At 71.3% G+C, this 24,456-nt stretch carries 21 protein-coding genes; 10 read left to right on the top strand and 11 right to left on the bottom strand.

What is annotated here, in order from left to right:
- The coding region (locus tag ACFYWM_RS32400; protein ID WP_389921516.1) for a hypothetical protein at positions 1 to 704 on the bottom strand (704 nt) is incomplete at its 3' end.
- Between the two features lie 806 nt (positions 705 to 1,510).
- The gene (locus tag ACFYWM_RS32395; RefSeq protein WP_389921513.1) at positions 1,511 to 1,855 is read right to left on the bottom strand and encodes a winged helix-turn-helix transcriptional regulator; all 345 of its coding nucleotides are present in this window, start codon (positions 1,853 to 1,855) and stop codon (positions 1,511 to 1,513) included.
- Between the two features lie 62 nt (positions 1,856 to 1,917).
- Here ACFYWM_RS32395 and ACFYWM_RS32390 point away from each other — a divergent pair, with 62 nt between their 5' ends.
- Positions 1,918 to 2,832: a pirin family protein gene (locus ACFYWM_RS32390; protein ID WP_389921510.1), complete on the top strand. Its 915-nt coding sequence runs from the start codon at positions 1,918 to 1,920 to the stop codon at positions 2,830 to 2,832.
- Positions 2,833 to 2,884: 52 nt separating this feature from the next.
- On the opposite strand, the gene ACFYWM_RS32385 is transcribed toward ACFYWM_RS32390, so the two are convergent.
- Entirely contained in the window at positions 2,885 to 6,328 is a 3,444-nt protein-coding gene (locus ACFYWM_RS32385; RefSeq protein ID WP_389921507.1) for a PQQ-dependent sugar dehydrogenase, read from the bottom strand.
- A 296-nt stretch (positions 6,329 to 6,624) separates the two neighbouring features.
- Complete coding sequence (locus tag ACFYWM_RS32380; RefSeq protein ID WP_389921504.1) at positions 6,625 to 7,698, bottom strand: LacI family DNA-binding transcriptional regulator; 1,074 nt, start codon at positions 7,696 to 7,698, stop codon at positions 6,625 to 6,627.
- A 154-nt stretch (positions 7,699 to 7,852) separates the two neighbouring features.
- On the opposite strand from ACFYWM_RS32380, the gene ACFYWM_RS32375 reads away from it, so the two are divergent.
- From ACFYWM_RS32375 to ACFYWM_RS32350, 6 genes are read left to right on the top strand one after another with little or no spacing between them, the layout of a single operon-like run.
- Entirely contained in the window at positions 7,853 to 9,046 is a 1,194-nt protein-coding gene (locus tag ACFYWM_RS32375) for an amino acid ABC transporter substrate-binding protein (protein ID WP_389921501.1), read from the top strand.
- A gap of 4 nt (positions 9,047 to 9,050) precedes the next feature.
- Positions 9,051 to 9,938 carry a branched-chain amino acid ABC transporter permease gene (locus ACFYWM_RS32370; protein ID WP_389921498.1) on the top strand — a complete coding sequence of 296 codons (888 nt, stop codon included), beginning with the start codon at positions 9,051 to 9,053 and terminating at the stop codon, positions 9,936 to 9,938.
- A complete protein-coding gene (locus tag ACFYWM_RS32365; protein WP_389921495.1) occupies positions 9,922 to 10,953 on the top strand; it encodes a branched-chain amino acid ABC transporter permease in 1,032 nt (343 codons plus the stop codon). Before ACFYWM_RS32370 ends, ACFYWM_RS32365 begins: the two co-directional genes overlap by 17 nt.
- Entirely contained in the window at positions 10,950 to 11,732 is a 783-nt protein-coding gene (locus tag ACFYWM_RS32360; RefSeq protein WP_389921490.1) for an ABC transporter ATP-binding protein, read from the top strand. The genes ACFYWM_RS32365 and ACFYWM_RS32360 overlap by 4 nt, the downstream gene beginning before the upstream one ends.
- Before the next feature lie 10 nt (positions 11,733 to 11,742).
- Entirely contained in the window at positions 11,743 to 12,642 is a 900-nt protein-coding gene (locus ACFYWM_RS32355; RefSeq protein WP_389921485.1) for an ABC transporter ATP-binding protein, read from the top strand.
- Positions 12,639 to 13,844, top strand: a complete 1,206-nt coding sequence (locus tag ACFYWM_RS32350; protein ID WP_389921484.1) for a hypothetical protein — start codon at positions 12,639 to 12,641, stop codon at positions 13,842 to 13,844. Before ACFYWM_RS32355 ends, ACFYWM_RS32350 begins: the two co-directional genes overlap by 4 nt.
- A gap of 20 nt (positions 13,845 to 13,864) precedes the next feature.
- Here the strand turns inward: ACFYWM_RS32350 and ACFYWM_RS32345 are convergent, their stop codons facing one another.
- The gene (locus ACFYWM_RS32345; RefSeq protein ID WP_389921482.1) at positions 13,865 to 14,944 is read right to left on the bottom strand and encodes an SDR family oxidoreductase; all 1,080 of its coding nucleotides are present in this window, start codon (positions 14,942 to 14,944) and stop codon (positions 13,865 to 13,867) included.
- 13 nt (positions 14,945 to 14,957) lie between these two features.
- Positions 14,958 to 15,365 carry a MerR family transcriptional regulator gene (locus ACFYWM_RS32340; protein WP_389921477.1) on the bottom strand — a complete coding sequence of 136 codons (408 nt, stop codon included), beginning with the start codon at positions 15,363 to 15,365 and terminating at the stop codon, positions 14,958 to 14,960.
- Positions 15,366 to 15,725: 360 nt separating this feature from the next.
- On the opposite strand from ACFYWM_RS32340, the gene ACFYWM_RS32335 reads away from it, so the two are divergent.
- Complete coding sequence (locus ACFYWM_RS32335; RefSeq protein ID WP_389921474.1) at positions 15,726 to 16,145, top strand: PPOX class F420-dependent oxidoreductase; 420 nt, start codon at positions 15,726 to 15,728, stop codon at positions 16,143 to 16,145.
- A 209-nt stretch (positions 16,146 to 16,354) separates the two neighbouring features.
- Here ACFYWM_RS32335 and ACFYWM_RS32330 read toward each other — a convergent pair whose 3' ends face one another.
- Together ACFYWM_RS32330 and ACFYWM_RS32325 are read right to left on the bottom strand one after the other, a co-directional pair.
- Entirely contained in the window at positions 16,355 to 17,074 is a 720-nt protein-coding gene (locus tag ACFYWM_RS32330; RefSeq protein ID WP_389921471.1) for a spermidine synthase, read from the bottom strand.
- 151 nt (positions 17,075 to 17,225) lie between these two features.
- Entirely contained in the window at positions 17,226 to 18,113 is an 888-nt protein-coding gene (locus ACFYWM_RS32325) for an LLM class flavin-dependent oxidoreductase (RefSeq protein WP_389921468.1), read from the bottom strand.
- A gap of 419 nt (positions 18,114 to 18,532) precedes the next feature.
- Here ACFYWM_RS32325 and ACFYWM_RS32320 point away from each other — a divergent pair, with 419 nt between their 5' ends.
- The gene (locus tag ACFYWM_RS32320) at positions 18,533 to 19,057 is read left to right on the top strand and encodes a hypothetical protein (RefSeq protein ID WP_389921465.1); all 525 of its coding nucleotides are present in this window, start codon (positions 18,533 to 18,535) and stop codon (positions 19,055 to 19,057) included.
- A 301-nt stretch (positions 19,058 to 19,358) separates the two neighbouring features.
- Here the strand turns inward: ACFYWM_RS32320 and ACFYWM_RS32315 are convergent, their stop codons facing one another.
- Positions 19,359 to 19,916: a MarR family winged helix-turn-helix transcriptional regulator gene (locus ACFYWM_RS32315; RefSeq protein WP_389921462.1), complete on the bottom strand. Its 558-nt coding sequence runs from the start codon at positions 19,914 to 19,916 to the stop codon at positions 19,359 to 19,361.
- Between the two features lie 151 nt (positions 19,917 to 20,067).
- Between ACFYWM_RS32315 and ACFYWM_RS32310 the strand changes: the two genes are divergently transcribed.
- Positions 20,068 to 21,675 carry an LLM class flavin-dependent oxidoreductase gene (locus ACFYWM_RS32310; RefSeq protein WP_389921459.1) on the top strand — a complete coding sequence of 536 codons (1,608 nt, stop codon included), beginning with the start codon at positions 20,068 to 20,070 and terminating at the stop codon, positions 21,673 to 21,675.
- A 16-nt stretch (positions 21,676 to 21,691) separates the two neighbouring features.
- Here ACFYWM_RS32310 and cydB read toward each other — a convergent pair whose 3' ends face one another.
- Together cydB and ACFYWM_RS32300 are read right to left on the bottom strand one after the other, a co-directional pair.
- Positions 21,692 to 22,633, bottom strand: coding sequence for a cytochrome d ubiquinol oxidase subunit II (gene cydB, locus ACFYWM_RS32305; protein ID WP_389921458.1), 942 nt, complete (start codon positions 22,631 to 22,633; stop codon positions 21,692 to 21,694).
- An 11-nt stretch (positions 22,634 to 22,644) separates the two neighbouring features.
- Entirely contained in the window at positions 22,645 to 24,093 is a 1,449-nt protein-coding gene (locus tag ACFYWM_RS32300) for a cytochrome ubiquinol oxidase subunit I (RefSeq protein WP_389921455.1), read from the bottom strand.
- Between the last annotated feature and the right edge of the window lie 363 nt (positions 24,094 to 24,456).

The raw sequence follows: 24,456 nt of genomic DNA, 5'->3' as shown, positions 1-24,456 counted from the left end.
GCGGACCAGATCAGTCCCGAGCCTTGACCGGCGGCTGAGGGGTCGTGTTCGACTTGGGCTTCCAGGCGTAGTGGTCGTGATTCGGGGTCGCCGCCATCGGCGGAGAAGGTCGGCTGGGTGGACGGCAATGTCCACAACCCCGAGGTCTGCTGCCCCGGAGAGGCCGACACATCCGACACAGCCGGAAGTGCGGCTGTGACAGCCGACACAGCCCGTGTCCGGGTCGCCTTCGCATCGCCTTCCACCGCGTTTCCCTGGCTGTTAAGCGTCGCCGGAGAGACTTTGTGGATACCAGCGCTCTCAGCGCGAACACGGGCCTTTCGTCCGTCGTTCGTCACTTGTGCCGATCCGGTGGCAGCGGGGGACGATCGCCATGTCAGCGGCGGCGGACTGTTCAGCCCGTTCGTGGCCGGCTCGTCCACCATCTCGCGCAGCTTCTCCAGCGGAAGCGCATCCTTGGGCCGCTTGCTGTCACTACCCATCTCGCCCTTCGCCCGCGGCTGAGTGGCGGCCGGGCTGACGAGGTGCGGCAGATTCGCCGCGGACCCGGAACCCTGGACAGGGGCACTGCTGACGGAACCTGAAGACGGGGAACCGGGGATCGTCAACCTGTTCGGAGACGGGTCGATGGCGAACGCCTGCGCCTCCAACGCGAGAGCGCCCGGCATGAGAGCCACGGTCAGGACCAAGGCGACGCGGCTCACCCACCTCGGTGGTCCGCTCCGCCCGAGGCCGCACCGGCTCCGACCCAGCACACTCTTACCTGCCTGAGAACGCCGCATGGACACGCTCACACTCCCCGTAGACCAGAAACCCTCAAGGGCCTCAAGCGCATCCCCATAAGCGCCGCATAAAGAACGCCATAGATATACACAGGTAGGAGGGGTCAGGAATAGATCTTGACAAGCCGGTCGAAGTTGGTGCAGAAGGTGGATGAATTGAAACGGTCCAATGATTCGGGCAGCTCACGTGCCTGCGGCATCGGCAAACCCGAAAATTTATGTGACGTAGATCACAGGTAAAGTCTCAATTATTTGAAAGGGGTATGTAAATCCTGTGACTCCTTCGTCACAATGAGTCTCGCGTCGTCGATGCATCTGAAGTAATGCCAGGCTCCGACTCGCCAGGAGGGAACGTTTTCGGCCCTATTTTTTTCTTGGCGAAAACAGTGTTAATCCGGTGCGATCCTGTATTCGGTGCATGATGCGTTCGGTCTTGGTATTCACACTTTTGGCGCCGCCATTGTGGTACGGCAGGGTCAGGGCCGTCTCGCGCCGTCGTCCGCGAGGTGCTCCAGCACGTCGGACCGCTCAGAGACGACATCGACACCGCCGAACTCACAGCCAACGCCGAGAGACGCACCCACCCCTCCGTACGAGCTGCGCCTCTTCGGCCTGGACGGTATCCCCGTCCGGTGCGAGATCGTCGACGGCGACCCCCGACCCGCACGAGATCCGCATCATCCTCAACCTGCTGCGCGCTGAACCGGATCGGCGGGGAGCCGTCCGGGTCATGTGTCGTCGGGCGGGAGGTGCCGCTCGCTCCAGTGCGACAACGGCTGAAGGGCGGAGATCAGCTCTATGGCGTCGGGGGTGGGGGCGTACGTGATCTGGACCGGCATGCTGGGGATCACCGTGCGTTCGATGAGCCCGCGGGCCTGGAGTTGCTTGAGCCGTAGCGTGAGCTGCGGGTCCGAGATGCCCGGGACCAGGGCTCGATACTCCTTGAACCGGCGGGCGCCGCGGACCGCGGCGAGCAGGATCGGGCCGATCCAGCGGGCCCCGATGATGTCGATCGCGCGCAGGATGCGGTGGCACTGCTCCTCGTCGATGGGAGTGCCGGGCTGCGTAGTCACTTTCCAAATGTAAGTAACTTTGGTGTCTTTTGCCAACCCGGACCGGCGGATGGATGCTTTCGATGACCGACGAAAGAGGGGTCATCATGAGCACGCAGACCGTGCCGGCGAGCCGGAAGGTGGACCGGGTTCTCGACAAGGTGGACATCGGAGCGACCGCGACGTCCGATCACAGCGCGATGATCATCGCACCGGGCAACAGCGCCTGGACCGATCCGTTCCTGGTGATGGGGGAGGAGCTGGTCAACCAGCCGGGGTTCGACTGGCACCCGCACCGCGGGATGGAGACCGTGACCCTGATCCTGGACGGAGCCCTGGAGCACGGCGACAGCATGGGCAACGCCGGCGTGCTCGGGGCGGGGGACGTGCAGTGGATGACCGCGGGGCGGGGCATCATCCACCGTGAGGTCGCCGCGCCCTCGGAGCGGGCCCACATCATCCAGATGTGGGTCAACCTGCCGGCGGACAAGAAGCTGGTACCCACCCGCTACCAGGACCTGCGGGCCGGCATGCACGCCGTGCACACCGAGGACGGCGTGCTGGTCCAGCTGATCTCGGGGGAGACCGGGACGGCGAACGGGCCGGCGCTCAACCACTGGCCGATCCTGGGCATGGTGATCACGCTCGACCCGAGGACCGAGTACCGGCAGCTGCTCGACGGGGACCAGCGCGCGTTCGCGTACGTGATCTCGGGCCGGCTGACGGTCGCCGGCCGGACCGTGCACGCCGGGCAGATCGCCTGGTCCGATCCGGTGGCCCGGCAGGGGGAGGCGACCACGCTGACCCTGGCCACCGGCGACGGTGACGAGCGGACCAAGGTGATGCTGTTCGCCGGGCGGCCCATTGGCGAGTCCGTGTTCGCCAGCGGCCCCTTCGTGATGAACACCCGCGCCGAGATCGAACAGGCGTACCACGACTTCCACTCCGGCAAGTTCGGCAAGGTCCCCCGGCACACACGCCTGCCCGCCGGCGCGTGACCGGTCGAGGTCACCGCTCGGCGAACAGGCGTGGCGACGCCCCCGGGCCGGGTCACGGTCCGGAGGACGGGGCCCCGTTCGGGGTCAAGGTGGTGCCGGTGACGGAGAAGTTCCTGGTCCGGCCGAAGTTGTCGAAGGAGCCGAAGCCGGTCCGGCCGGAGGCGAAGGTGTCGTCGGTGGCCGTCATCAGCGGGGTCGCCGAGCCGTCCACGTAGACCGCGATCTCGCCCGTGCCGGCGCAGTGCCGGACGCGGACCCGGTGCCAGCCGGCGTCGGTCACCGCCGGGGGAGCGCCGACCGTGCCGGTCCACTGGTCGTCGATACGGAGCCGGTCGGCGTTGTTCACCACGAAGATGCCGTTGTGCGGGTAGATGGTGTTGTCCTGCGACAGGTGGACGTAGTAGTACTCCGTGTCGGAGCGGTGGCCGAAGACGACGATCACGTCCCGGTTGCTCACGCTCACGCTCTCGTCCAGCCTGACCTCGGCGTCGATCTGCACCGAGCCGAAGACCGGGCCCTTGGTGAGCACGGCGTACTCGAACGGGCGGCGCGGGCCGGTGGGAGCCGTCCCGGCCTCGGTCAGGATCACCTCGTCGCCGGGGAAGCTCCACTTGGCGGGGGTACGCGGGGCCCAGCTCGCCTGGGCGGCGGTGCCGGTGACCTTCGCGGTGCCCACGGAGCAGTCGGCGTGCTGCGGGGGCCGGGCGACCCGCCAGATCTTGCCGTTGGCCTTGGACAGCACGAGCAGCTCACCGTCGCCGTCGACGCCCAGGCGGAAGTCGACCCGGTCGTTGCCGGCCAGCTGCCGCATCGTCACCTTCCGCTCGGCCGTGTCGAACAGCGTCAGCTCCTTGACCGTGGCGAGCTTCGCGCCACGGACCATCTCCGCGACCTCGGAGTAGAAGATCCGGCCGCTGACGATGTCGCCGTAGACGTACTTGCCGGTGAGCTCCGGCACCGCCTCGCCCCGGTAGACGAAGCCGCCGACCAGCGCGTTGCCGGTGTCGTGGTCGTAGCTGATCACCGGGTAGGTGTAGCCGTACCTCGCGTCGTCGGCGGGCAGGGGGTAGACGTTGGTCGGGTCGGACTTCTTGAACAGGAAGCCGCCCTCGCGCTCGTTCCAGCCGAAGTTGTCGCCCGGCCGCACCTCGTAGACCGAGTCGATGTTGACCTCGCCGATCATGCCGACGTACATCTTCCCGGTGGCCGGGTCCCAGCTGAACCGGTGCGGGTTGCGCAGGCCGTAGGCGTAGATCTCGCCGAGCGCGCCCGCGCGGCCGACGAAGGGGTTGCCGGGCGGCACGCCGTACCCGCCGCCGGGTCCGCCGGTGCCCGCCGGGTCGATACGCAGGATCTTGCCCTGCGGCACGCCCAGGTTCTGCGGCCCGGTGGTGAAGTTCGGCGTCTCCTCACCGTCGCCGAGGGCGAGGTAGAGGAGGGTACGGTCGGCGTCCCCGGCCCCGGCGGTGGGGTTGAAGCCGAGCTCCTGCACGCCGTGCAGGAAGGTGTCGAAGCCGAGCCTGAGGACCTCGCGCCTGGTACCGGCGAAGGTGTTCGCGGCCGGGTTGCTCGCGGTCCACTCGGTGATCACGTTGTGCACGGAGGTATTGGCCGGGTACGGCAGGTGGGGCGTCTTCGTGGTCAGCGCCGGGCCCGCCTCGGAGTGGACGGTGTAGAACTTCCCGTTGGTCCGGTAGTCGGGGTGGAAGGTGACGAAGCCGAAGCCGGTCCCGAGGTTGGGGTTGAGCCGGAAGTCGGGGAAGGCGGCGGCGACGTCGAGGAACTGCGCCGGGGCGCCGTTCACGACGAGGTACATCTTGCCGTTCAGGTCGGGCACGTAGAGCCGCCCGGAGCCGTCGGGGATCTCGCCGACGTAGTTGATGCGGGCCCGGGGCGCGGTGGGGTTGCTGGCGGGGATGGTGACGAACTCCCGCAGGGTGACGCCGAGGCCGGTGACGACGGGGTCGCCGGGCAGCGGGTCGGGCAGCGGCAGGTCGCTCGTGTCGGTCACGCCGCAGGTGTCGGCGCCGCCGCCGGGCACCCGCAGGTTGACCCCGCCGGTGTCGACCGCGATGTCGTCGTAGTAGAGGGCCGAGGCGCTGTTCGTACCGTTGATCGCGGCGAACCGGTCCAGTGCCTCGGCGGTGCCGTTGCGGAAGCCGAACCGCCGCTCGGTGCCCGCCGGCAGCCGGGTGGTCACCGCGTACGGGCCGCCCCTGCTGTACATCGCGAAGGTGTCGGTCGTGTTGTCGGCGACGAGCCACACGCACTGCCAGGTGTTGGGCGCCCAGGTGCCCGCGGCGGCGAAGGCGCCCCGGTCGCGGGCGTTCAGCGTGGCGGAGTTCTGGTTGTTGGCCTGCACCTCGAAGTCGCCGAACGCGGCGGGCGCGTCCGCATCGGTCAGCCCGGCGCTGGTGTCGACGTTGCCGGTCCGCTGGAAGCGGAAGAACAGGGTGCCGCTCGCGCCCGGCGCGATGGCGGGGACCGCCCGGTGCGCCCGCAGGTTCGGGCCGGTCATCCGGATCGCCTGGTTCCCGGCCTGCCTCGGGTCGGCGGCGACCACGACGGCCGCGCCCGAGGTGGTCCAGCCGTCCTGGCCGTTCAGCGCGCCCGTGGTGTAGCCCTCCAGGTCGAGGACCTGGTCGAAGGCGGGGGTCGGGTCGGTCAGGGTGGCGCCGTCGGGGTCGAGGTGGATGTTGTCGACGTACGACACCCCGCCCGGCGGGTCCTCCGGGTCGTTCAGGTGCAGGAAGGTGACGAGCGGGGCCGAGCCGCCGGTCCGGAAGGCGAAGGTGTCGTCGCCGCCCGCGGCGGCCCGTACCGGCTGCCCGCCCGGCGCGGCGACGTGCACGCGGTAGCTGTCGGCCGCGGTGTCGACCACGGCCCAGATCCGGTGGACCGCGCCGGGGGTGAGGGTGACGTTGTCGGCGACGCGGTCCTGGCCCCCGTCCCTGATGACGAGACCCCGCTCGTCGAAGCGCACCTGTACGGCGTAGTCGTCCAGGTCGAGCTCGTCGCCGGTGGTGTCGAAGCCCAGGCCGGGGGACTCGTCGGCGCTCAGGCCCAGGCTGACGTCGGTCCTGGCCAGGTCGTCGGCGGCGAACTCCAGGAAGAGGGTGCCGGTGGCGCCCTCGGCGATGGCGAGGTCGCCCAGGGTGGCGTAGGCGTTGCCGCGGTAGCGGACCGGCTGGGAGCCGGCGTCGAGCTTGTTGATCAGGGTCTTGCCGGAGAAACCCGCCGGCACCGCGTCGCCCGCGAGGGCGCCGTCGGCGGCGCCGGGGGTGTTGACGTGCCAGGTTCCCTGCGAGCGCAGGCTGCCGTTGTCGTAGTCGTCGAAGGTGGCCAGGGCGCAGAGGGCGGGACAGGGGGGTGCCGCCACGGCGGCGGCCGGGGCCGCGGTGGCCGGGGCCGTGGTGACCAGCGCGAACCCCAGGCCGGTGACCAGGGCGAGCACCGGTGACAGCAGCCGGCGGAGGGGGGTGGGCGGAGCGGGCATCCGGATCCTCTCGGGGGGTGAGCGATCCGTAAGCGCTTGCGAAAGCGCTTACGTTCGGGCCTGCGCAGATGTTAACCCTGAAGATCGGGATGTCAACAGTCGCGATCGCCGGACTGTGCGGTGGAAGGGCTGTGCGGAAGGGCCGCGCGGGACGGGTTCGACGCGGGCTCGACGGGCTCGGAGAGGCTCGGGCGGGCGGGAAAGTTCGGGAGTTCCGGGGGCCTGGTGGCTCGGAGAGGCTCGGGCGACTCGGGGACTCGGCGACTCGGAGGGAAGGCTCGGGCGGGCCGGAGGGGTCAGCGGGTGAGGCGGGCCGCTCCGGATCTGGCGGGGACCGGGCCGGTGGAGGCGCGGACGACCAGCTCGTGGCCGGTGCGCCGGCGCCGGGGGCGGGCGGCGGGGGGCTTGAGGACGAGTTCGAGCGCCTGCCGGCCCATGCCGATCATCGGCAGGCGGATCGTGGTGAGGCCCGGGTAGACGTCGGCGGCCACCGGGATGTCGTCGAAGCCCGCGACCGAGACCTCGCCGGGGACCAGGCGGCCGTCGTGCAGCAGCCAGGACAGCGCGCCGACGGCCATCGGGTCGTTGAGCGCGATGACCGCGGTCAGCTCCGGGTGCCCGCGCATCAGCCGCGCGGCCGAGGACGCGCCGCCCTCGCGGGTGAAGTCGCCGTGCACGACGGGGATCGCCCCCCAGTTCAGCCCGTGCGCCTCGGCGGCGCTCCGCAGGCCGGTGAGCCGGTCCTCCACGGTGGTGAGGTTGGCCGGGCCGCCGACCACGCCGATGTCGCGGTGGCCGAGGTCCAGCAGGTGGCGCATGATCGTCTCGGCGCCGTCGCGGTTGTCCGGCAGCACCGCGTCGACCGGCAGGTGGTGGCGGCCTATCACCGCCACGCGGCCTCCCGCCGAGCTGAAGGAGGCGAGCTCGGCGGCGGTGTCGACCTCGGTGTCGGCCTCGACGTACCCCGAGCCGGCCAGGACGATCGAGGTGACCCGGTGGGCCCGCAGCGCGCGGATGCGCGCCAGCTCCGAGCGCGGGTCGCGCTCGGTCTGGCTGATCATGGCCATGTAACCGCGGCTCTCGGTCTCGCGCAGCACGCCCCGGGCGATCTCGGCGAAGTAGGGGTCGCCGACGTCGTGGACGATCAGCCCGATCATGGACGCCTGCCCGCCGGCGAGGGCGCGGGCGTGGCTGTTGGGGACGTAGCCGACCTGGGCGGCGACCGCCTGGACGTGCGCCGCGAGCGTGGAGCTGACCCCGCTGCTCCCGGTCATCGCGCGGGAGGCGGTCGCCAGCGAGACCCCCGCGGCCCGCGCGACGTCAACCAGACGCGGGATGGCCGGACGCTCTTCCACCGGGCGTTCTTCCATGGGCGAAGTTACCCCTTGTCACGTCGCTGTAATGCGTGCCATGGTAACCGAAAGCGCTTACGAAAGCGCTTTCGAAGGTGAAACCGATCCACGCTCTGGAGGGTTCGACATGGTAAGGGCTCCCCTCGCCCTCAGAAGCCTTGCCTTGGTGGCGATGTGCAGTCTAGGCCTTTCCGCCTGCGGTGGCATCGGTGACGAGCCGGCCGCCGAGAGCGGTGGCACCGGTCCGGTCAAGGTCGGCATCTCCCTGCCGCTGACCGGCGATTTCTCCGAACCCGGCAAGGGCGTGCGGGAGGGGTACGAGGTCTGGGCCGACCAGGTCAACGCGGCCGGCGGCCTCCTCGGCCGGAAGGTCGAGCTGATCTTCCGGGACGACGCCTCCGACCCCAACCGTGTCGTCTCCGACTACGAGTCGCTCATCACCCAGGACAAGGTCAACCTGGTGTTCGGCCCGTTCTCGACCCGCCTGGTGATCCCCGCCGCCGAGGTCGCCGAGTCGTACGACATGCTGTTCGTCGAGCCCGCGGGCGCCGCCAAGGAGGTCTTCGAGCAGGGGTTCAAGAACCTGTTCTACGCCGCCCCGGCCATCGCGAGCGACCACTACAACTACCTGGCCGAGTACATCCTGGCGCTCCCGGCGGACAAGCGGCCCAAGACCGCGGCGTACGCCTCCCTGGACGACCCGTTCGCCCAGGGCACCGCCTACGGCCTGCGCGACAAGCTCGCCGCGGGCGGCATCAAGACCGTGGCCGACGAGGTCTACCCGCCGGAGACCACCGACTTCGCCCCCATCGCCGCCCGGATCGCGAACGCCAAGCCGGACATCGTGGTCGGCGGCACCCAGTTCGAGGACTCCGTCGGTCTGGTCCGCGCCCTGCAGGAACTCGGCGCCCAGCCCAAGCTCGCGGCCTTCTCCACCGGCCCCACCCTGCAGGAGTTCCCCGAGGCGGTCGGCGGCGCGGTCGAGGGCATCCTGTCGCCCGTGGGCTGGTCGCTCACCTCCGGCTTCCCCGGCAACGACGCCTTCGTCAAGCGCTACAAGGAGATGTTCAAGGGCGAGGCGAACGAGGACGCGGCCAACGGCTACACCGTGGGCCAGATCGTGCAGGCCGCCGTGAAGGCGGTCGGCTGCGTCGACCCGACCGCGGAGTGCCAGACGAAGCTCGCGGACCACATCCGCGCGGGCACGTTCGACACCATCGTCGGCCCGCTCTCCTTCGACGACAAGGGCCGTCCCGAGGCCGCGCACATGATCCAGCAGTACGTGGACGGCAAGGTCCAGATCGTGCTGCCAGAAGGCTCCAAGGCGCAGAACACCAAGCTGGTCTTCCCCAAGAAGGACTGGTGACCTGATGCCCTCGGGCTCCCTCCTGCTGCAGGGACTCGCCCTGGGCGTGCTGACCGGCGGCCTGTACGCCCTGCTCTCCTCCGGTCTGTCGCTGTACTTCGGGGTCATGCGCGTGGTGATGGTCGCCCACCCGGCGTTCCTCATCGTCGCCGCCTACCTCACCTACACGCTCAACGTCCGCCTCGGGCTCGACCCGCTGCTCACCATCCCGATCACCGTCCCGCTGTTCTTCGCGGCGGGCGTGGCGATCCAGCGGCTGCTCATCTCCAGGCTCGCCTCCGACACGATGGCGATGATGTCGGTGCTGCTCACCTTCGGGATGGCCCTGATCATCGAGGGCGTGCTCGGCACGATCTACACCGGTTCCTACCGGTCGATCAGCATGGAGTACGCCACCCAGTCGCTCTCGCTCGGCGCGGTCCGCCTGCCCTACGACCGCATCATCGCCTTCGGCGTCGCCGCGCTCACGCTCGGCCTGCTCTTCGTGGTGCTGCGGATGACCCGCTTCGGGCAGTCCCTGCGCGCGACCATCCAGCACCCGCAGGCCGCCCGGCTGGTGGGCATCAGGACCGACCGGGTCACCGGGTACGGCTTCGGGCTGGGCCTGGCCACCGCGGCGGTCGGCGGCGCGGTGCTCGCCCTGATCACGCCGTTCTTCCCGGCCGCGCACTGGGCCTGGATCGGCAAGCTGATGGCGATCATCGTCGTCGGCGGCCTGGGCAGCGTGCAGGGGGCCGCGGCCGCCGCGCTCATGCTCGGCGTCATCGAGAGCCTCGTGCTGGTCACCGTCGACGCCACCTGGGCCACGATGATGTTCTACGTCTTCCTCTTCCTCACCCTCGTCGTGCGTCCCCAGGGGTTCTTCGGAGGTCGCCTTGCGCAACGGTTCTAGGGCGGGCTCCCGGACGAGGACCGGGCTGCTCGCGCTCGGGGCGCTCCTGGTCCTCGCTTACCCGTGGCTGGCGCCCAACACCTACCTCCTCTACGCCGGCGTGCTCACCGTGATGTACGCGGTGATGGCCACCTCGTGGAACCTGCTCGGCGGGTTCACCGGGTACGTCTCCCTCGGCCACTCGGCGTTCTTCGGGCTCGGCGCGTACGGCACCGGCCTGCTGATCACCCGGGCCGGGTGGAACTGGGTCCTCGCGCTGCTGGTCTCGGCCGTCGTGGTCGCGCTGTTCTCCGTGCTGGTCGGCATCGCGGCGGTCCGGGTGCGCGGGGCCTCCTTCGTGATCGTCTCCATCGCCCTGGTCTCCATGATGAACCTGCTGGTCCAGGGCTGGCGGTCGCTGACCGGCGGCTCCACCGGCCTGCGGGTGCCCTCGCAGTTCCGCGAGCTCAACCGGGGCGAGACGCACCTGGTGTTCTTCTACCTCTTCCTGCTCCTGCTCGTCGTGGTCCTGCTGACCTGGTGGTTCGTCGGCCGTTCCCGGTTCGGCAGCGGCCTGCGGGCCATCCGCGAGGACGAGGACAAGGCCGAGTCGCTCGGCGTGCCGACGGTCGCGTTCAAGGTCGCCGCCTACGCGCTGTCGGCGCTGTTCGTGGCGCTTGCCGGCGGCCTGTACGCCGTCTGGTTCCGCAGCCTCGACCCGATCTTCGTCTTCTCGATCCTGATCGGCTCCTACATGGTGCTGATGAGCCTGCTCGGCGGGGTCCGCTACCTGTTCGGCCCGCTGCTCGGCGCGCTCATCGTGGCCCCGGCCGGGGAGTACTTCCTGGTCGCGCTCGGCGAGTCGCAGATCCACCTGACCGCGACCGGCCTGCTGCTGGTACTCGTGGTCCTGTTCATGCCCGAGGGGATCATCCCGGCCGTCGCGAAACTGCTGCGGCTGAGAAAGCCACCGGAGGCGTCGATCCGCGAGGAGACCGCCGCGCAGCGGGCGGAGATGCAGGAGGCGGTTCGATGAGCACGTCACCCAGCACGTCACCGGGCACGTCACCGGGCACCTCGCCGAGCACCTCGCTGCGTACCGAGGGCCTGACCAAGGCGTTCGGCGGCGTGACCGCGGTGAACGGGGCGACGGTCGAGCTGCTGCACGGGAAGATCAACGGGTTGATCGGGCCGAACGGCTCCGGCAAGACGACCTTCTTCAACCTGGTCACCGGGATGATCCGGCCCGACTCCGGGCGGACCCTCTACGGGGACAGGGAGATCACCCGCTACTCGCCGCACCGCATCGCGCACGCCGGGCTGGGACGCACCTTCCAGCTCTGCCGGGTCTTCCCCCGGATGACCGTGCTGGAGAACATGCTGGTCGCGGTGCGCCGTACCCGCCTGCGCGAGCTGCTGGCCGGCAGCCACGACAGGGGGGAGGTCGAGCGGGCCCGCCACTGGCTGCGCCGGGTCGGCATCGACCACCTGGAGCACGCCGAGGCGCGCAACCTCTCGTACGGGCAGCAGAAGCTGCTGGAGCTCGCGGCCGTCTTCATGGGCGACCCCGAGCTGGTGCTGCTCGACGAGCCCGCCGGAGGGGTGAACCCGGCGCTGATCGAGCGGATCGTCACCCTCGTCCGCGAGCTCAACCAGGAGGGACGGACGTTCCTCGTCGTCGAGCACAACATGGACATGGTCATGGGGATGTGCGACCACGTGATCGTCTTCGACCGCGGCGCCCCCATCGCCGCGGGCCCCCCGGCGGTCGTGCAGAACGACCCCCGAGTGCTGGAGGCATACCTCGGTGTCTGACGTGTCTGACGTGTCTGAAACTCCCGCTCCGAAGGAGACCGTCCTCGAACTGCGCGACGTCGAGGCCGGGTACGGCAGGGCGGCGCTGGTGCTGCGCGGGCTGTCGGTCACGGTCCGCACGGGCGAGGTGGTCTGCCTGGTCGGGCCGAACGGCGCGGGCAAGTCGACGGTGCTCAAGGTGGCGAGCGGGCTGCTCGCCCCGCGCTCGGGCTCGGTGCTGCTCGGCGGCCGGGACGTCACCGGCGCCTCGCCGCAGGACCTCCTGGGCCTGGGGATGGCCCACGTGCTCCAGGGGCACAGCGTGTTCCGCGAGATGACGGTCGAGGAGAACGTACGCCTGGGCGGCTACACCGTCCGGGACAAGGACCGGCTCAAACGGCGTGTCGAGGAGGTCAAGGAGATCTTCCCGGTGGTCGGCGAGCGCTGGACGAGCATCGCGGGCCTGCTCTCCGGCGGCCAGCAGAAGCAGGTGGAGTTCGCCCGCGCGCTCATGCTGGAGCCCAAGGTGATCCTGCTGGACGAGCCGTCGATGGGCCTGGACCCCAAGACGACCTCGACCGTCTTCGAGCAGATCGACCTGATGCGCCGGACCGGGGTCGCCGTCCTGCTGGTCGAGCAGAACGCCCGCCGCGCCCTGGAGATGGCCGACATCGGCTGCGTGCTGGACCTGGGGCGGGTGCACATCTCCGGACCGGCCGGGGAACTGGTCGAGGACCCCCGCCTGGGAGCCCTCTACCTCGGCGGCAGCGCCGCCAGGAAACCGGCCACCGGCCCGTCCGGAACCCTGGGGGACGGGGAAGGGACGTCAAAGGGCCCGACCGGGACGCCGGGGAGTACGGAGGGTCCGCCGGGAACGCCCGGGGGCCCGGCGGGAGGGACGCCGGTCAAGGCCGACACCACCCCAGCATGACGTCGTCCTCCCCGCCGGCCGCGTCCTCCCCGGGCCGGGCCGGCCGCCGCTGGACCGGGGCGGCCGGGGCCTGGCTCGGGCTGGGCGCCGCGCCGGCGACCCTCACCATGGGGGCGGCGATGGCCGACCGTCACGGCGGGGCGGTGCCGATCGTCGCCGTCCTGCTCGGCGCCGCGCTCATGGCCGCTCTCCTGTACGGCCAGGGCATGCTGGGCCTGGGCTCCTCCCGCACCGAGGGCGGCACGCTGACGGACGTCGCGCCCACCTACCTCTCCCCGGCCGCCCGCACCGCGGTGGGCGTCCTGCTCACCCTGGCCATGATCGGCTGGAACGGCTTCAACGTGGGGCTGGGCGGCGCCTCGCTCGGCACCGTCACCTCCCTGCCCGGACCGGTGGGCGCGGTACTGCTCGCCGCCGCCGTGCTGGCCGCCTCCCACGCCTCCGGCCGGATGGGCAACCGGATCGCGGTCGTCACCACGCTGGCGGCGCTCGCGCTGGTCGCCGTGTGCGTGGTCAGGCTGAGCCCACCCGTGCTGCCGGTCACCGCCGACGTCCGCGGCATCCTGCCGGACGTGGCGGTCCTGGTCGGGTACGTCGCCGTCTTCGCGCTGCGGGCACCCGACTTCAGCCACGGCCTCGCCGGGCGGCGGGACCTGCTGGTGTGCGTGGCCCTGCTGGTCGTCCCCGCGTCGCTGGCGACCCTGGCCGGTGCCGGGGTGTGGCTGCGCACCGGCTCGCCCGACGTGGTCGCGACGCTGGCGGGCACCGGCGACGTCGCGGCCTTCGGCAACCTCTTCGTCACCGCGGCTGTCTTCGCCCCCAGCCTGACCACCACCTACTCCGGCGCCCTCGCCGTCAGGTCGGTCGTGCCGGGGCTCTCCAGGACCGCGGCCGTCCTCGCCGTCGCCGTCCCCGGCACGCTGCTGGCCGTCCTGCGGTTCGACCTCTATCTCCTGCCCTGGCTCTCGGCGCTCGCCGCCGCCCTGCCCCCGCTCGTCGTCCCGATGGCCGCCGAGGCCTGGCGCCGCCGCCGGGGCGGCACGCCCCGCGTGATCCCCGCCTGGACGTGGGTCCCGGCCGGGGTCACGGCCACCGCCCTGGCCCTCCTCGGCGTCCCCGCCGCCCCCGTCGTCGGCCTCGCCCTCGCCCTCGCCGCCACCGCGCTCAACGCCTTCGGGCGCGGGCCCTCGTCTCTTTCCTGACCCGGTACGCGTCCCGGAGGTCACGCGTCGAGGCTGTGGCCCTCGGGCAGGGTCAGTCCCAGCCGGAGGTGGCTTTCCGCGGTCTCCACGATCGTCTCGGTGACGTCGCGCGGCTCCCAGCCCAGCGTCGAACGGGCTTTTTCGTTGCTGATGACGGGGATCTGTCCCCCCAGGCCGGCGGCGTCCCGGAGGGACGGATCGGTCTTCGCGGCCTCGCGTACCTGCTCGATCGTGAGCTCGGCGGACGGCAGCAGGTCCGCGGCGGCGGGGAAGTGCTCGCGCAGGATCCGGGCGATGTCGAAGAAGCTGATCGACGCCCCGCCGACCCCGATGAAGCGCTCGCCCGCCGCCTTCGGGTGCAGCATGGCCCGCAGGTGCAGGTCCGCGACGTCACGCACGTCGACGACGCCAAAGTACATGATCGGCACCACGGGCATCCGCCCGGTCAGCATGGCCTTGACCAGGTCGGCCGACGCGGACGGGCGGTCGCTCAGCACCGGGCCGAAGATCCCCGTGGGATTGACGACCGACAGCTCGACGCCGCCGTGGGCGCGGACGAAGTCCCAGGCCGCGCGCTCGGCGAGGACCTTCGACCTGTGGTAGGCGGGCAGGCCCTCGGTGTCCGGGTCGGTCCAGTCCTCCTCCGAGTAGTGGCCGCCGGGCTTCACCGTGTAACCGACCGCCGCGTAGGAGGAGGTCATCACCACGCGCGGCACGCCCGCGGCACGGGCCGCGGCGATGACCCGCAGCGCGCCGTCGCGCGCCGGGAGGATGAGTTCGGCCTCCGTCTCCGGAGGGGTGAACGGGAAGGGCGACGCCAGGTGCAGCACGTGGGCGGCCCCGTCCACGGCGTCGGCCCAGCCCTCGTCGCCGGAGAGGCGCGCCACGGCGAACTCCAGGCGGCCGGCCGGGTCGACCCCGGCCCGGCGGAGCTGTTGCAGCACCCCGGCCCGCTGTCCTGGCTCCCGGACCGTCACACGGGTCCGGTACCCCTCCCGCAGCAGGCGGGCGACCATGTGGCCGCCGAGATAGCCGGTGCCGCCGGTGACCAGCACCGTTTCGCTCGCGGGGGTGGAGGTGGTGAGATCTTCCGCGCTCATCGTGATCGCTCCTTCAGTGGGTGAACTGCTCCAGCACGCGAACGATCCTGTCGATCGCGTGGCTCTCGGCGACGGCGTCCCCACGGGCGCGGGCGTCCCACATATCCGCCTTGTGGCGCAGATACGTCAGGCGCAGCCGCAGCTGCTCGATGTCGGCGGCGAGCTTCTCCGCCTGCCCGGCGAACAGGTCTCGCTGCTCGGCCGCCGCGGAGTTCCCCCGGGCGAGCAGGTCCAGGTAGCGGCGCATCCCGCTGACCGTCATCCCCGACGAACGCAGGCACGACAGCGCCTCGACGCGTTCCGCGGTCGCCGCCTCGTACCGGCGGTGACCGCTGGACTCGTCCCTGGCGACCGTTCCCAGCAGGCCGATCTTCTCGTAGTAACGCAGCGTGGGCTCGCTGAAGCCCGATCGTCGCGCCATCTCCTGGATGGTCAGACCCGCTGCCCGCTCTCCGGACGCCGTTGCCATGAAGGGAGCCTCCAACACTTGAAGCGCTTCAAGTCAAACCTCCCGACGACGATATGACGCGGATCACCCTGATCATGAGAAGGCTCGTCGGTCCGGGGCGCCGGGTTCGTACGGCGGCGGGCGGCGGGCGGCGGGACGCGTTCGCGTGAAGTGTGATCGGCCCGGCCTCATCCGGCCGCCGTACGGCGTATCGGCCGTTCGCGGAGGGTCGCCGGATCGTCACTTAGCGGGATATGGCACCGTGGATGTGTATCTCGTGAACCGCACGCGCCGCCTTCACCACAGGGGACGCCGGGGCGAAGAGGAGCGATCATGTCGAAGCCGCCGCTTCCGGAGGAAGCAGTCGCCATGCTCAAGAAGCCGAACCACGCCGTCATCACCACGCTCCGGCCCGACGGCCAGCCGGTGTCCACGGCCACCTGGTATCTCTGGGACGACGGCCGGATCCTGGTCAACATGGACGAGGGCCGCAAGCGCCTGGAGCACCTTCGCGACGATCCCCGGGTCTCCCTCACCGTGCTCGACGAGAAGGACTGGTACACCCACGTCAGCATCGTCGGGCGCGTCGCCGAGATGCGCGAGGACGGGGATCTGACCGACATCGACCGGCTGGCCCGCCAGTATCTCGGGAAGGAGTATCCGGAACGGAACCGCGCCCGGGTCAGCGCCTGGATCGAGGTCGAGTGCTGGCACGGCTGGGGCGCGCACAAGGACAGCAACCAGCCCGGCTGACGCTCCCGCCCGTACGGCCGGGCGGGGCGTCACCGGCCCGCCGGGCGAGATCGGTTCCCGACCGACCGACCGACCGATCGGCCGACCGCCTGGCCGGGCGAGATCGGTTCCCGACCGGCCGGCCGATTGGCCGGCCGACCGCCTGGCCGGGTGGGGCGCCCCCGGACCTGACGTGGCCGGACGCCGGGGGAGCGGGCGCGGGCGGTGGGTCAGGGGTTGTTCGTCGCGACGTAGACGGTATTGGCCGATTCCCCGCCCCGCAGGGGGTTGGGGAAGGTGACGACGTGCGCCCGCGAGGTCGCGAAGACCTCCGCGAGCACGGCGCCGAAGTCCGGGTCCGGCGGGTCGTCCGACCACAGGGCGAACACGCCGCCCGGATGGAGGCGCCCGGCGAGCCCGCGCAGGCCCTCGGGGGTGTAGAGGGCGGCGTGGCTCGGGTGCAGCACGTGGCGCGGCGTGTGGTCGATGTCCACCAGGACGGCGTGGAAGCGCCGGTCCGGGATCTCGGGGTCGAGGCCCGGACCGGCGGCGACCATCGCGAAGAAGTCACCGTGCACCAGGCGGCAGCGGGGATCCGACATCAGCCGGGCCCCGACCGGCAGCACCTCCCGCCGGTGCCACTCGATCACCTCGCCGAGCGTGTCGATCACGACGAGCGAGCGTACGCGGGAGTCTTCGAGCACGGCCTGGGCGGTGTACCCGAGCCCGAGCCCGCCCACGGCGACGTCGAGGTCCGTACCCGGCAGCGCCGCCAGCCCGAGCCGGGCGAGCTCGATCTCGGCCACCGTGAACAGGCTCGACATGAGGAAGTCGTCGTCGAGTTTGATCTCGTAGACGTCGACGCCGAGCGAGGGCTCCCGGCGGCGTCGCAGGCTGATGGCGCCGATCGGCGTCGGACGCCAGTCAAGCTCCTCGAAACGCGCGCTCATCGCAGCCGTCCGTCCATGGCGAGGGAGGCGGCCGGGCCGATGCCCGGGTCGGCCCCGGTGATGCCTGACCCCGAATCTATCCTGACGGCGGGACACCTCCCGCGGGCGGCGCGTGCATTCTCGGGACGAGAGCCTGTTTCGGCCCCGGGGGTCAGTTCAGGAGGGCGCGGGTCTCGGCGAGCAGGTCGCACTGCTCGCGCCAGTCGCCCCCGGCGAATCCCAGGACCACGTGACGTGCCCCGGCCTCGCGGTAGGCGGCCAGCCGCTCGGCCGCCCGCGCGGGCTCCCCGGTGACGGGCAGTTCCATCGCCTCCTCCGGCGGGATGCCGTACCCGGTGATGTTCGTGGCGATGGAGGAGCGGGTGGGCAGGCCGGGGGCCGAGCCGAGGACGCCGGTGGCGCCGATGGCGACGATCGGCTCCGGGCGTCCGTGGGCGGCGGCGAGCTCGGCCAGCACGGTCCTTCCCGAGGCCACCGCCGCCGGGGGGACCATCGAGGGGAACCAGCCGTCCCCGTGCCGGGCCGCCCGCCGCAGGGCCACCGCCGACGCGTTGCCGACCCAGACCGGCGGGGGCGTCACGGCCGGTTCGAACCGTACCTCCGCCCGCTCGTCCACCAGCGTGACGCTCTCCCCGGCCAGCAGGCGCGGGAGCAGCTCCAGCGCGGTGTCGGTCCGCCTGCCGCGCTCGCCGTACGGCACCCCGGCCGCCGCCCACTGCCCGGCGCCGCCGCCGGACCCGACGCCCAGCACCAGCCGTCCGTCCGAGACGTGCTGGAGGCTCGCGATCTGCTTGGCGGACCAGGCCAGGGGACGGATCGCCGGGACGAACACGCTCGCCCCGATCCGGATCCGCGTCGTCGCCCCCGCCGCGACGGCCAGCGCCACGGCGCAGTCCAGCGAGGCGGCCCCGGTCGCCAAGTGGTCGCCGTGCCAGACGCCGTCCAGCCCCGCCTCCTCCGCGTGCCGCGCGGCGGTGCCCAGGTCGAGCCGTTGCCGCCGCCGCACGGCCACGGAAGGCAGGATCACTCCGATCTCCATGAAGGTCATCCTTCAACCTCAAGTCCTCTTGAGGTCAACTTCGTTTTCTTTCGAGGCTGTGCTTGCGGGCGGCAAGCCAGATTACGGCGACTTAAATATAGTCAGGTAAAGTAATGGCGATTCCGACAAATAGTGCATTTTGCGAGCATTTTCTCAGGTGTACCACGAACTTCATGCCTTCATTTCCCTTATTTCTTGTGATCGCATTGGATTTCTCTTTCGCGAATACCAGTGAGAGCTTTACTCTTTCACCATAGTCAGCAATGCACATTTTCCGTCGGGTGGGACACGAAGGCGGGGAAGGCGCCGGGAGGGAGATCGGTATGGGTTCCATGGGGTCGAGGAGTCGGTTCCGTTCGGGGGCGGGCGGGGACGGAGCGCGCTCCGGGGGGAGAGGGAAGGCGGCGAGGGCTCTCGCCGTGGCGGCGCTGCTCGCCGGGGTCGCGGTGTCGGCCCCTCCGGCGCAGGCGGCCGAGAGGGGGCAGGCCGGGGCGAGCGCGCCCACCGCGTCCGGGCAGGTGGCGAGCGCCGCCTTCCCCTACCGGTTCCGTACGGCGAGGGTCACCCACTTCCAGCAGCTGAAGGGGCGGGCCGCCTGGAGGGGCAGCGCGTTCTCGCGCGTCCAGAACGCGGTGTGGGTCTTCTCGGGGAACGGCACCTTCGTCTTCAACACCACCAACGTGCGCTCGGACCTCTATCCCCTGCGCGGCCGGTTCCAGCGGCAGGGGAACAGCTGGGTCTTCGCGGCGAACGCCTCGTCGCGGAACGGCGGCGGCAGTGGCTTCACCGAGGTGATAGGCAACATCGACTTCAGCGGGAACCGGCCGGTGATGACGTTCCACTGGGCCAGCGGCGCCGGTTACGGATCCGTGGTCGACAACCAGCGATTCGGTACGGGGGCTTCCTCCGCCTACAGCTCCACGCTGATCCTGTCCGCGGGCTGATCCGCGTCCGGCCTCCGGGGGCGAGCCGCGTCCCCGGGCCGCCAAGGGACGTGATCCGCGTCCGGCCTCCGGGGGTGAGCCGCGTCCCCGGGCCATTGAGGGACGTCCGGGGCCCCTGACGGCCCCGGCGTCCATGCGTTCCGGTCCGGAACGGGTTCGCCCCGGTCCGGGATGGGTTCGCCCCGGCCTGGGATGGGTTCGCCCCGGCCTGGGATGGGTTCGCCCCGGCCTGGGATGGGTTCGCCCCGGTCCGGGACGGGTTTCCGGGCCGGGGCGCTCGCGTTCTCGTGACGGCCGGTGGTCAGCCTCGGGCGGAGCGCCTCGGCTTGACGGGGAGGTCGTCGGGGACGCCGTCGGGGTCGAGCTCCTCGACGAGCCGGCAGGTGTTGTGCTCCGGGTCCAGGCTGTCGGCGCGGACGGCGAGCTTCCGCAGCAGCTCCCGGAACACCGAGCGGTCGGCCGGGTCCAGCGGGGCCAGCACGTGCTCCTCGGCGTGTTCGAGCCGCGACTGGGTGTCGGTCCAGGTCCGCCTGCCCAGCTCGGTGGCGACGACGCGCTTGTTGCGCCGGTCGGCGGGGTCGGGGCGGCGCTCGACCAGGCCGGCCTTCTCCAGGTCGTCGAGCAGGTAGGTCATGACCGTCTTGTCGACGCCGAGGCGCTGTGCCAGCGCGCCCTGGCCGCCGGGGAGCCCTTGGACCGCGGCGACGAGCACCTGGTAGCCGCGCGGACCGCCGGGCAGGTGGCTGACCAGCGCGTTCGCGGTCCTGACGTAGGAGCGGAAGACCACTCCGAGCGTCCAGCCCAGGTCGGTGTCCAGGGCGTCCGGGATCTCGGCGCCGGAACGTGGGGTGGCGGGCATGTCCCGAGATTACCAGGATCGGCCGCCTGAAAGACCTTCTGTTTGACAATTCATCTGCTTTGCATACGATCTGTCCTGCCGCACTGTCGCGGCGCCGCGCGTTCGCACGTCCTGGCATCCGGGTATCCGAGATGACGCACCGAGGAGAGACATGGCCGACTACGGGCACGAGCTGCTGTTCGGGACCTTCCTAACCCCGGTCGCCGACCGGGCCGACAGGGTCGTCGAGCTCGCCCGGCTCACCGACCAGGCCGGTCTGGACCTGGTGACCGTGCAGGACCATCCGTACCAGGCGCGGTTCCTGGACACCTGGACGCTGCTGTCGGTCGTCGCGGCCGTCACCTCGACGGTGCGGGTGTCGCCGAACGTGACGAACCTGCCCCTGCGCCCGCCCGCGGTGCTCGCCCGCAGCGTCGCGACCCTGGACCTCCTCAGCGGGGGCCGCGTCGAGCTCGGGCTCGGAGCGGGCGCCTTCCGGGACGGCATCGCCGCCCTCGGCGGTCCCAGGCTGACCGCCGCCCAGGGGGTCGACGCGCTGGAGGAGGGCATCCAGGTCATCCGGGCCATGTGGGCGGAAGAGGGCGGAACCGTGCGGGTGGACGGCCGCCACCACCGCGTCTGGGGGGCGCACGCGGGCCCGGCGCCCGCCCACGACGTCGGCATCTGGCTGGGGGCCTACAAGAAGCGCATGCTCGACATGACCGGGCGGCTCGCGGACGGCTGGCTGCCCAGCAACGCCTACGCCGCCCTGGACGAGCTCCCGGCCATGAACGCGATCATCGACGAGGCCGCCCTCGGCGCGGGACGCTCGCCCGCCGACGTCCGGCGCCTGTACAACATCGCCGGGACCTTCACCGGTTCCGGCGGCTCCTTCCTGCGGGGACCGGCGGGTGTCTGGGTCGAGCAGCTCGCCGAGCTCACCCTGGAGCAGGGGATGAGCGCCTACATCCTCGCGAGCGACGACCCCGACGACATCCGGCGTTTCGCCGCCGAGGTCGTCCCCGGCGTACGCGAGCTGGTGGAGGCCGAGCGCGCCGCCGTGGACCTGCCCCGGGCGGCCGAGGTGAGTACGCGGGACGACGTCCGGAGCGCTTCACCGGCCACCGGGACGGCCACCTCGACGGCCGCCGTCGCGCCCGCCCGCATCAGGGGAGGGAACCCCGCGCTGGGGGTCACGCCGACCCCGGACGACGGGGTCCGGCTCTCCGACGTGCGGGTGTGGGACGAGACCGCCCGTCCCACCGGCCCGGCCCCCGACCCGGACCGCACCTACACCCCCGGGGAACAGGCGACCGGACGCCATCTCATCGACGTCCACGACCAGCTCCGCCAGGAGCTGGCCGAGATCCGGCGGCTCATCGAGGAGGTCACCGCCGGGGCGATGGATCCCGGCGTCGCCCGCTCGCACATCAACACGATGACGATGCGCCAGAACAACTGGACGATCGGCGTCTACTGCGAGTCCTACTGCCGGATCGTCACGACCCACCACACCATCGAGGACCAGAGCCTCTTCCCCCACCTGCGCCGCGCGGACCCCAGGCTGAAGCCCGTCGTCGACCGCCTGGAGCAGGAGCACCACGTCATCCACGAGGTCCTGGAAGGCGTCGACCGGGCGCTGGTCGCCTTCGTCTCCGAGCCTGAAGGTCACAAGGCCCTGCGGGCCGCGATGGATCTGCTCACCGACTCGCTCCTGTCGCACCTGTCCTACGAGGAGCGGGAGCTCGTCGAGCCGCTCGCCCGGCTGGGCGCCCACTGAGAGACGGCAGGCGCCCTCAGGAGACCTCGGCGACCAGGCGCCTGCGGAACACCCAGTACGACCAGGCCTGGTAGCCGAGCACGAACGGCAGCGCGATCAGGCCGATCCAGGTCAGCACCCCCAGCGTGTACGGGCCGGAGGCGGCCTCGGCGACGGTGAGGCCGGGGAACGGGGCGGGCCACAGGCCGCCGAACAGGGCGGCGGAGCCCAGCGCGATGGACGAGGCCGTGGCGGCGAACGCCCAGCCCTCCCGGCCTCGCCAGGTCAGCGCGACCCCCGCGGCCAGGGCGGCCATCGAGGCGAGCGCGCCCGCCCACAGCCATGGGGACGCCGACCAGGCGACGGCCGCCGTACCCGCGACGGGGATGTGTGACAGGGCCGCCACGGCGGCGGGCAGCGCCGGCACGGAGGCGATCATCGCGGCGCGCCTGGCGCGGGCGCGCACCGGGCCGGTGGTCTTGAGCGCGACGAACACCGCCCCGTGCAGCACGCACACCGAGAGCGAGAACACCCCTCCGACCAGGGCGGCCGTCGCGCTGCCCCGCAGCAGGTCGGCGAAGACGGCGCCCCACAGGAAGGCGGGCAGCGCGCTGCCGACCAGCACGCCCAGGTCGCACCAGGCTCGGTCGGAGGCGTGCCGGACCTTGCCGCGCCACTCCAGGCCGACGCCGCGCACGATCAGCCCGACGAGGACCAGCACGATCGGCAGGTAGAACTCGCTGAGCATCCCGGCGTACCAGGCGGGGAAGGCGGCGAACATGGCGCCGACCGCGGTGATCAGCCAGACCTCGTTGCCGTCCCAGACCGGGCCGATCGTGCCCAGGACCTGCTTGCGTTCGGCCTCGTTCCTGGCCAGTGCCGGTGCCAGCATCCCCACGCCGAAGTCGAAGCCCTCCAGCACGAAGTAGCCGGTCCACAGGAACGCGATGACCGCGAACCAGAAGGTGGTGAGTTCCATCGTCGTCGCCTTCAGTACATGAGGGTCGGCTGGAGCCGGGGATCCGCGCTCTCGTGGCCGTCGCCGTCGCGGGAGGGCGGCGTGCGGGGAGCGGCGGGGGCGACGGGCTCGGGGCCCGCCTTGACGTGGCGCGTGAGCAGTACCGCCTCGGCCAGCGCGAGCACGCCGTACAGCGCGGTGAAGACCGCGAGCGAGACGGCCACCTCGGCCAGGCTGACGCCGGGCGAGACGCTCGCGGCCGTGAGCAGCTCGCCCTGGACGGTCCACGGCTGGCGGCCGATCTCGCTGAGCAGCCAGCCGGCGATGATCGCGATGCTCGGCAGCGGCAGCGCGAGCACGCAGGCCCTGGCGAACCAGGCGGGGAACTCGCGCGGGACGCGGGTGGCCGCAGGGGCGCCGCGGCGCCCGCGGCGGGTCAGCCAGAGGCCCAGCACCGACAGGCCCACGGTGGACAGGCCGAAGACGATCATCACGCGGAAGGACCAGAAGACCACCGGCAGGTTGGGCCGGTAGTCGCCGGGGCCGAACCGCTCCTCGTAGCGCGCCTGAAGGTCCTCGGTGCCCTGGACGACGGCGTTCGGGTCGTGGGCGGACAGGAGGCTGAGTAGCTTGGGCACCTCCAGGCCGGGAACGGGGGAGAACGCCGCTCCGGCGGTGTCGTGCCTGAGCCCCTCGGCCGCGGCGAGCTTCATGGGCTGCTGCTCATGCAGCAGCCTGGCCGAGGTGTCGCCGCTGCCCGCGACCACGATCCCGGCGATCGCCGTCATCAGCAGCGCGGCCCGCATCGGGGTCCGCCAGATGCTCGCGCCGCCGCTCCCGCCGCTCCCGCCGGCGCGGTGTTCGCGCAGGAGGTGGTAGCCGCAGACCGCGAGCACGAAGCCGCCCGCCACGACGAAGGCCCCCGCGATCACGTGCGGCACCTGGGCGAGCGCGGTGGAGTTGGTGAGCACCGCCCACAGGTCCGTCATCCTGGCCTTGCCGTCGACCACCTCGTACCCGACCGGGTGCTTCATCCAGGCGTTGGCGGCGAGGATGAAGTACGCCGAGAGGTTGGAGCCGATGACCGCGACCCAGATGGTGGCCAGGTGGACGCGCTTGGGCAGCCGGTCCCAGCCGAAGATCCACAGGCCGATGAAGGTCGACTCCAGGAAGAACGCGAGCAGCGCCTCCAGTGCGAGCGGGGCGCCGAAGACGTCGCCCACGAAGATCGAGTACTCGCTCCAGTTCATGCCGAACTGGAACTCCTGCACGATGCCGGTGACCACGCCCATCGCGAAGTTGATCAGGAAGAGCTTCCCGAAGAACTTCGTGAGCCGCAGGTAGTGCTCCTTGCCGGTGCGGTGCCACGCGGTCTGCAACCCGGCCACGAAGACGCCGAGGCCGATCGTGAGCGGCACGAACAGGAAGTGGTACACGGTGGTCACCCCGAACTGCCACCGGGCCAGGTCTAGCGCGTCCATCGTCCCCTCGCGTTCCCTTCACGGGCCTTGTGCTCTACAGCCTGTAGTTCTACTTCTAGTAGTACTACGACTTGTAGAGCAATGGGAGGGAGGGGCGCCGCGAGCTACTGCGATCTTTGTCACATGGCCCGGTGGGAGACCGCACTTCTCCGCCGGACCGAGATCGTCTTCGGTGGCCCGCGGCGCCGGTTCTCCCGCGCCACCGGGGATTTCCTCCCGGACGCCCCCTCCCGAAGGGGTGTCCGAGGATCCCTCCCCGGACGTCCCTCCCGAAGGGGCATCCGTCCCCCGCACCGGGCGCCCCCCGCGCCCGCCTTCCCCCGGGGCGTGACTCCATGGTGGTCCGGGCGCCCCCTCCGGGGC

Origin of the sequence: Streptosporangium sp. NPDC002721 (assembly GCF_042888905.1) — a bacterium.
Lineage (GTDB): Bacteria > Actinomycetota > Actinomycetes > Streptosporangiales > Streptosporangiaceae > Streptosporangium.
Note: the sequence above shows the minus strand (reverse complement) of the source record. Positions and strands in the feature narration are given on the sequence as shown.

What these genes read in the sequence shown, in the direction of transcription:
- ACFYWM_RS32360 (WP_389921490.1), top strand. Translation starts at nt 10,950, where the DNA reads ATGAGCACGTCACCCAGCACGTCACCGGGCACGTCACCGGGCACCTCG.
- ACFYWM_RS32300 (WP_389921455.1), bottom strand. Translation starts at nt 24,093, where the DNA reads ATGGACGCGCTAGACCTGGCCCGGTGGCAGTTCGGGGTGACCACCGTG.
- ACFYWM_RS32345 (WP_389921482.1), bottom strand. Translation starts at nt 14,944, where the DNA reads ATGAGCGCGGAAGATCTCACCACCTCCACCCCCGCGAGCGAAACGGTG.
- cydB (WP_389921458.1), bottom strand. Translation starts at nt 22,633, where the DNA reads ATGGAACTCACCACCTTCTGGTTCGCGGTCATCGCGTTCCTGTGGACC.
- ACFYWM_RS32375 (WP_389921501.1), top strand. Translation starts at nt 7,853, where the DNA reads ATGTGCAGTCTAGGCCTTTCCGCCTGCGGTGGCATCGGTGACGAGCCG.
- ACFYWM_RS32325 (WP_389921468.1), bottom strand. Translation starts at nt 18,113, where the DNA reads ATGGAGATCGGAGTGATCCTGCCTTCCGTGGCCGTGCGGCGGCGGCAA.
- ACFYWM_RS32310 (WP_389921459.1), top strand. Translation starts at nt 20,068, where the DNA reads ATGGCCGACTACGGGCACGAGCTGCTGTTCGGGACCTTCCTAACCCCG.
- ACFYWM_RS32315 (WP_389921462.1), bottom strand. Translation starts at nt 19,916, where the DNA reads ATGCCCGCCACCCCACGTTCCGGCGCCGAGATCCCGGACGCCCTGGAC.
- ACFYWM_RS32340 (WP_389921477.1), bottom strand. Translation starts at nt 15,365, where the DNA reads ATGGCGCGACGATCGGGCTTCAGCGAGCCCACGCTGCGTTACTACGAG.
- ACFYWM_RS32380 (WP_389921504.1), bottom strand. Translation starts at nt 7,698, where the DNA reads ATGGAAGAACGCCCGGTGGAAGAGCGTCCGGCCATCCCGCGTCTGGTT.
- ACFYWM_RS32330 (WP_389921471.1), bottom strand. Translation starts at nt 17,074, where the DNA reads ATGAGCGCGCGTTTCGAGGAGCTTGACTGGCGTCCGACGCCGATCGGC.
- ACFYWM_RS32370 (WP_389921498.1), top strand. Translation starts at nt 9,051, where the DNA reads ATGCCCTCGGGCTCCCTCCTGCTGCAGGGACTCGCCCTGGGCGTGCTG.
- ACFYWM_RS32350 (WP_389921484.1), top strand. Translation starts at nt 12,639, where the DNA reads ATGACGTCGTCCTCCCCGCCGGCCGCGTCCTCCCCGGGCCGGGCCGGC.
- ACFYWM_RS32385 (WP_389921507.1), bottom strand. Translation starts at nt 6,328, where the DNA reads ATGCCCGCTCCGCCCACCCCCCTCCGCCGGCTGCTGTCACCGGTGCTC.
- ACFYWM_RS32335 (WP_389921474.1), top strand. Translation starts at nt 15,726, where the DNA reads ATGTCGAAGCCGCCGCTTCCGGAGGAAGCAGTCGCCATGCTCAAGAAG.
- ACFYWM_RS32390 (WP_389921510.1), top strand. Translation starts at nt 1,918, where the DNA reads ATGACCGACGAAAGAGGGGTCATCATGAGCACGCAGACCGTGCCGGCG.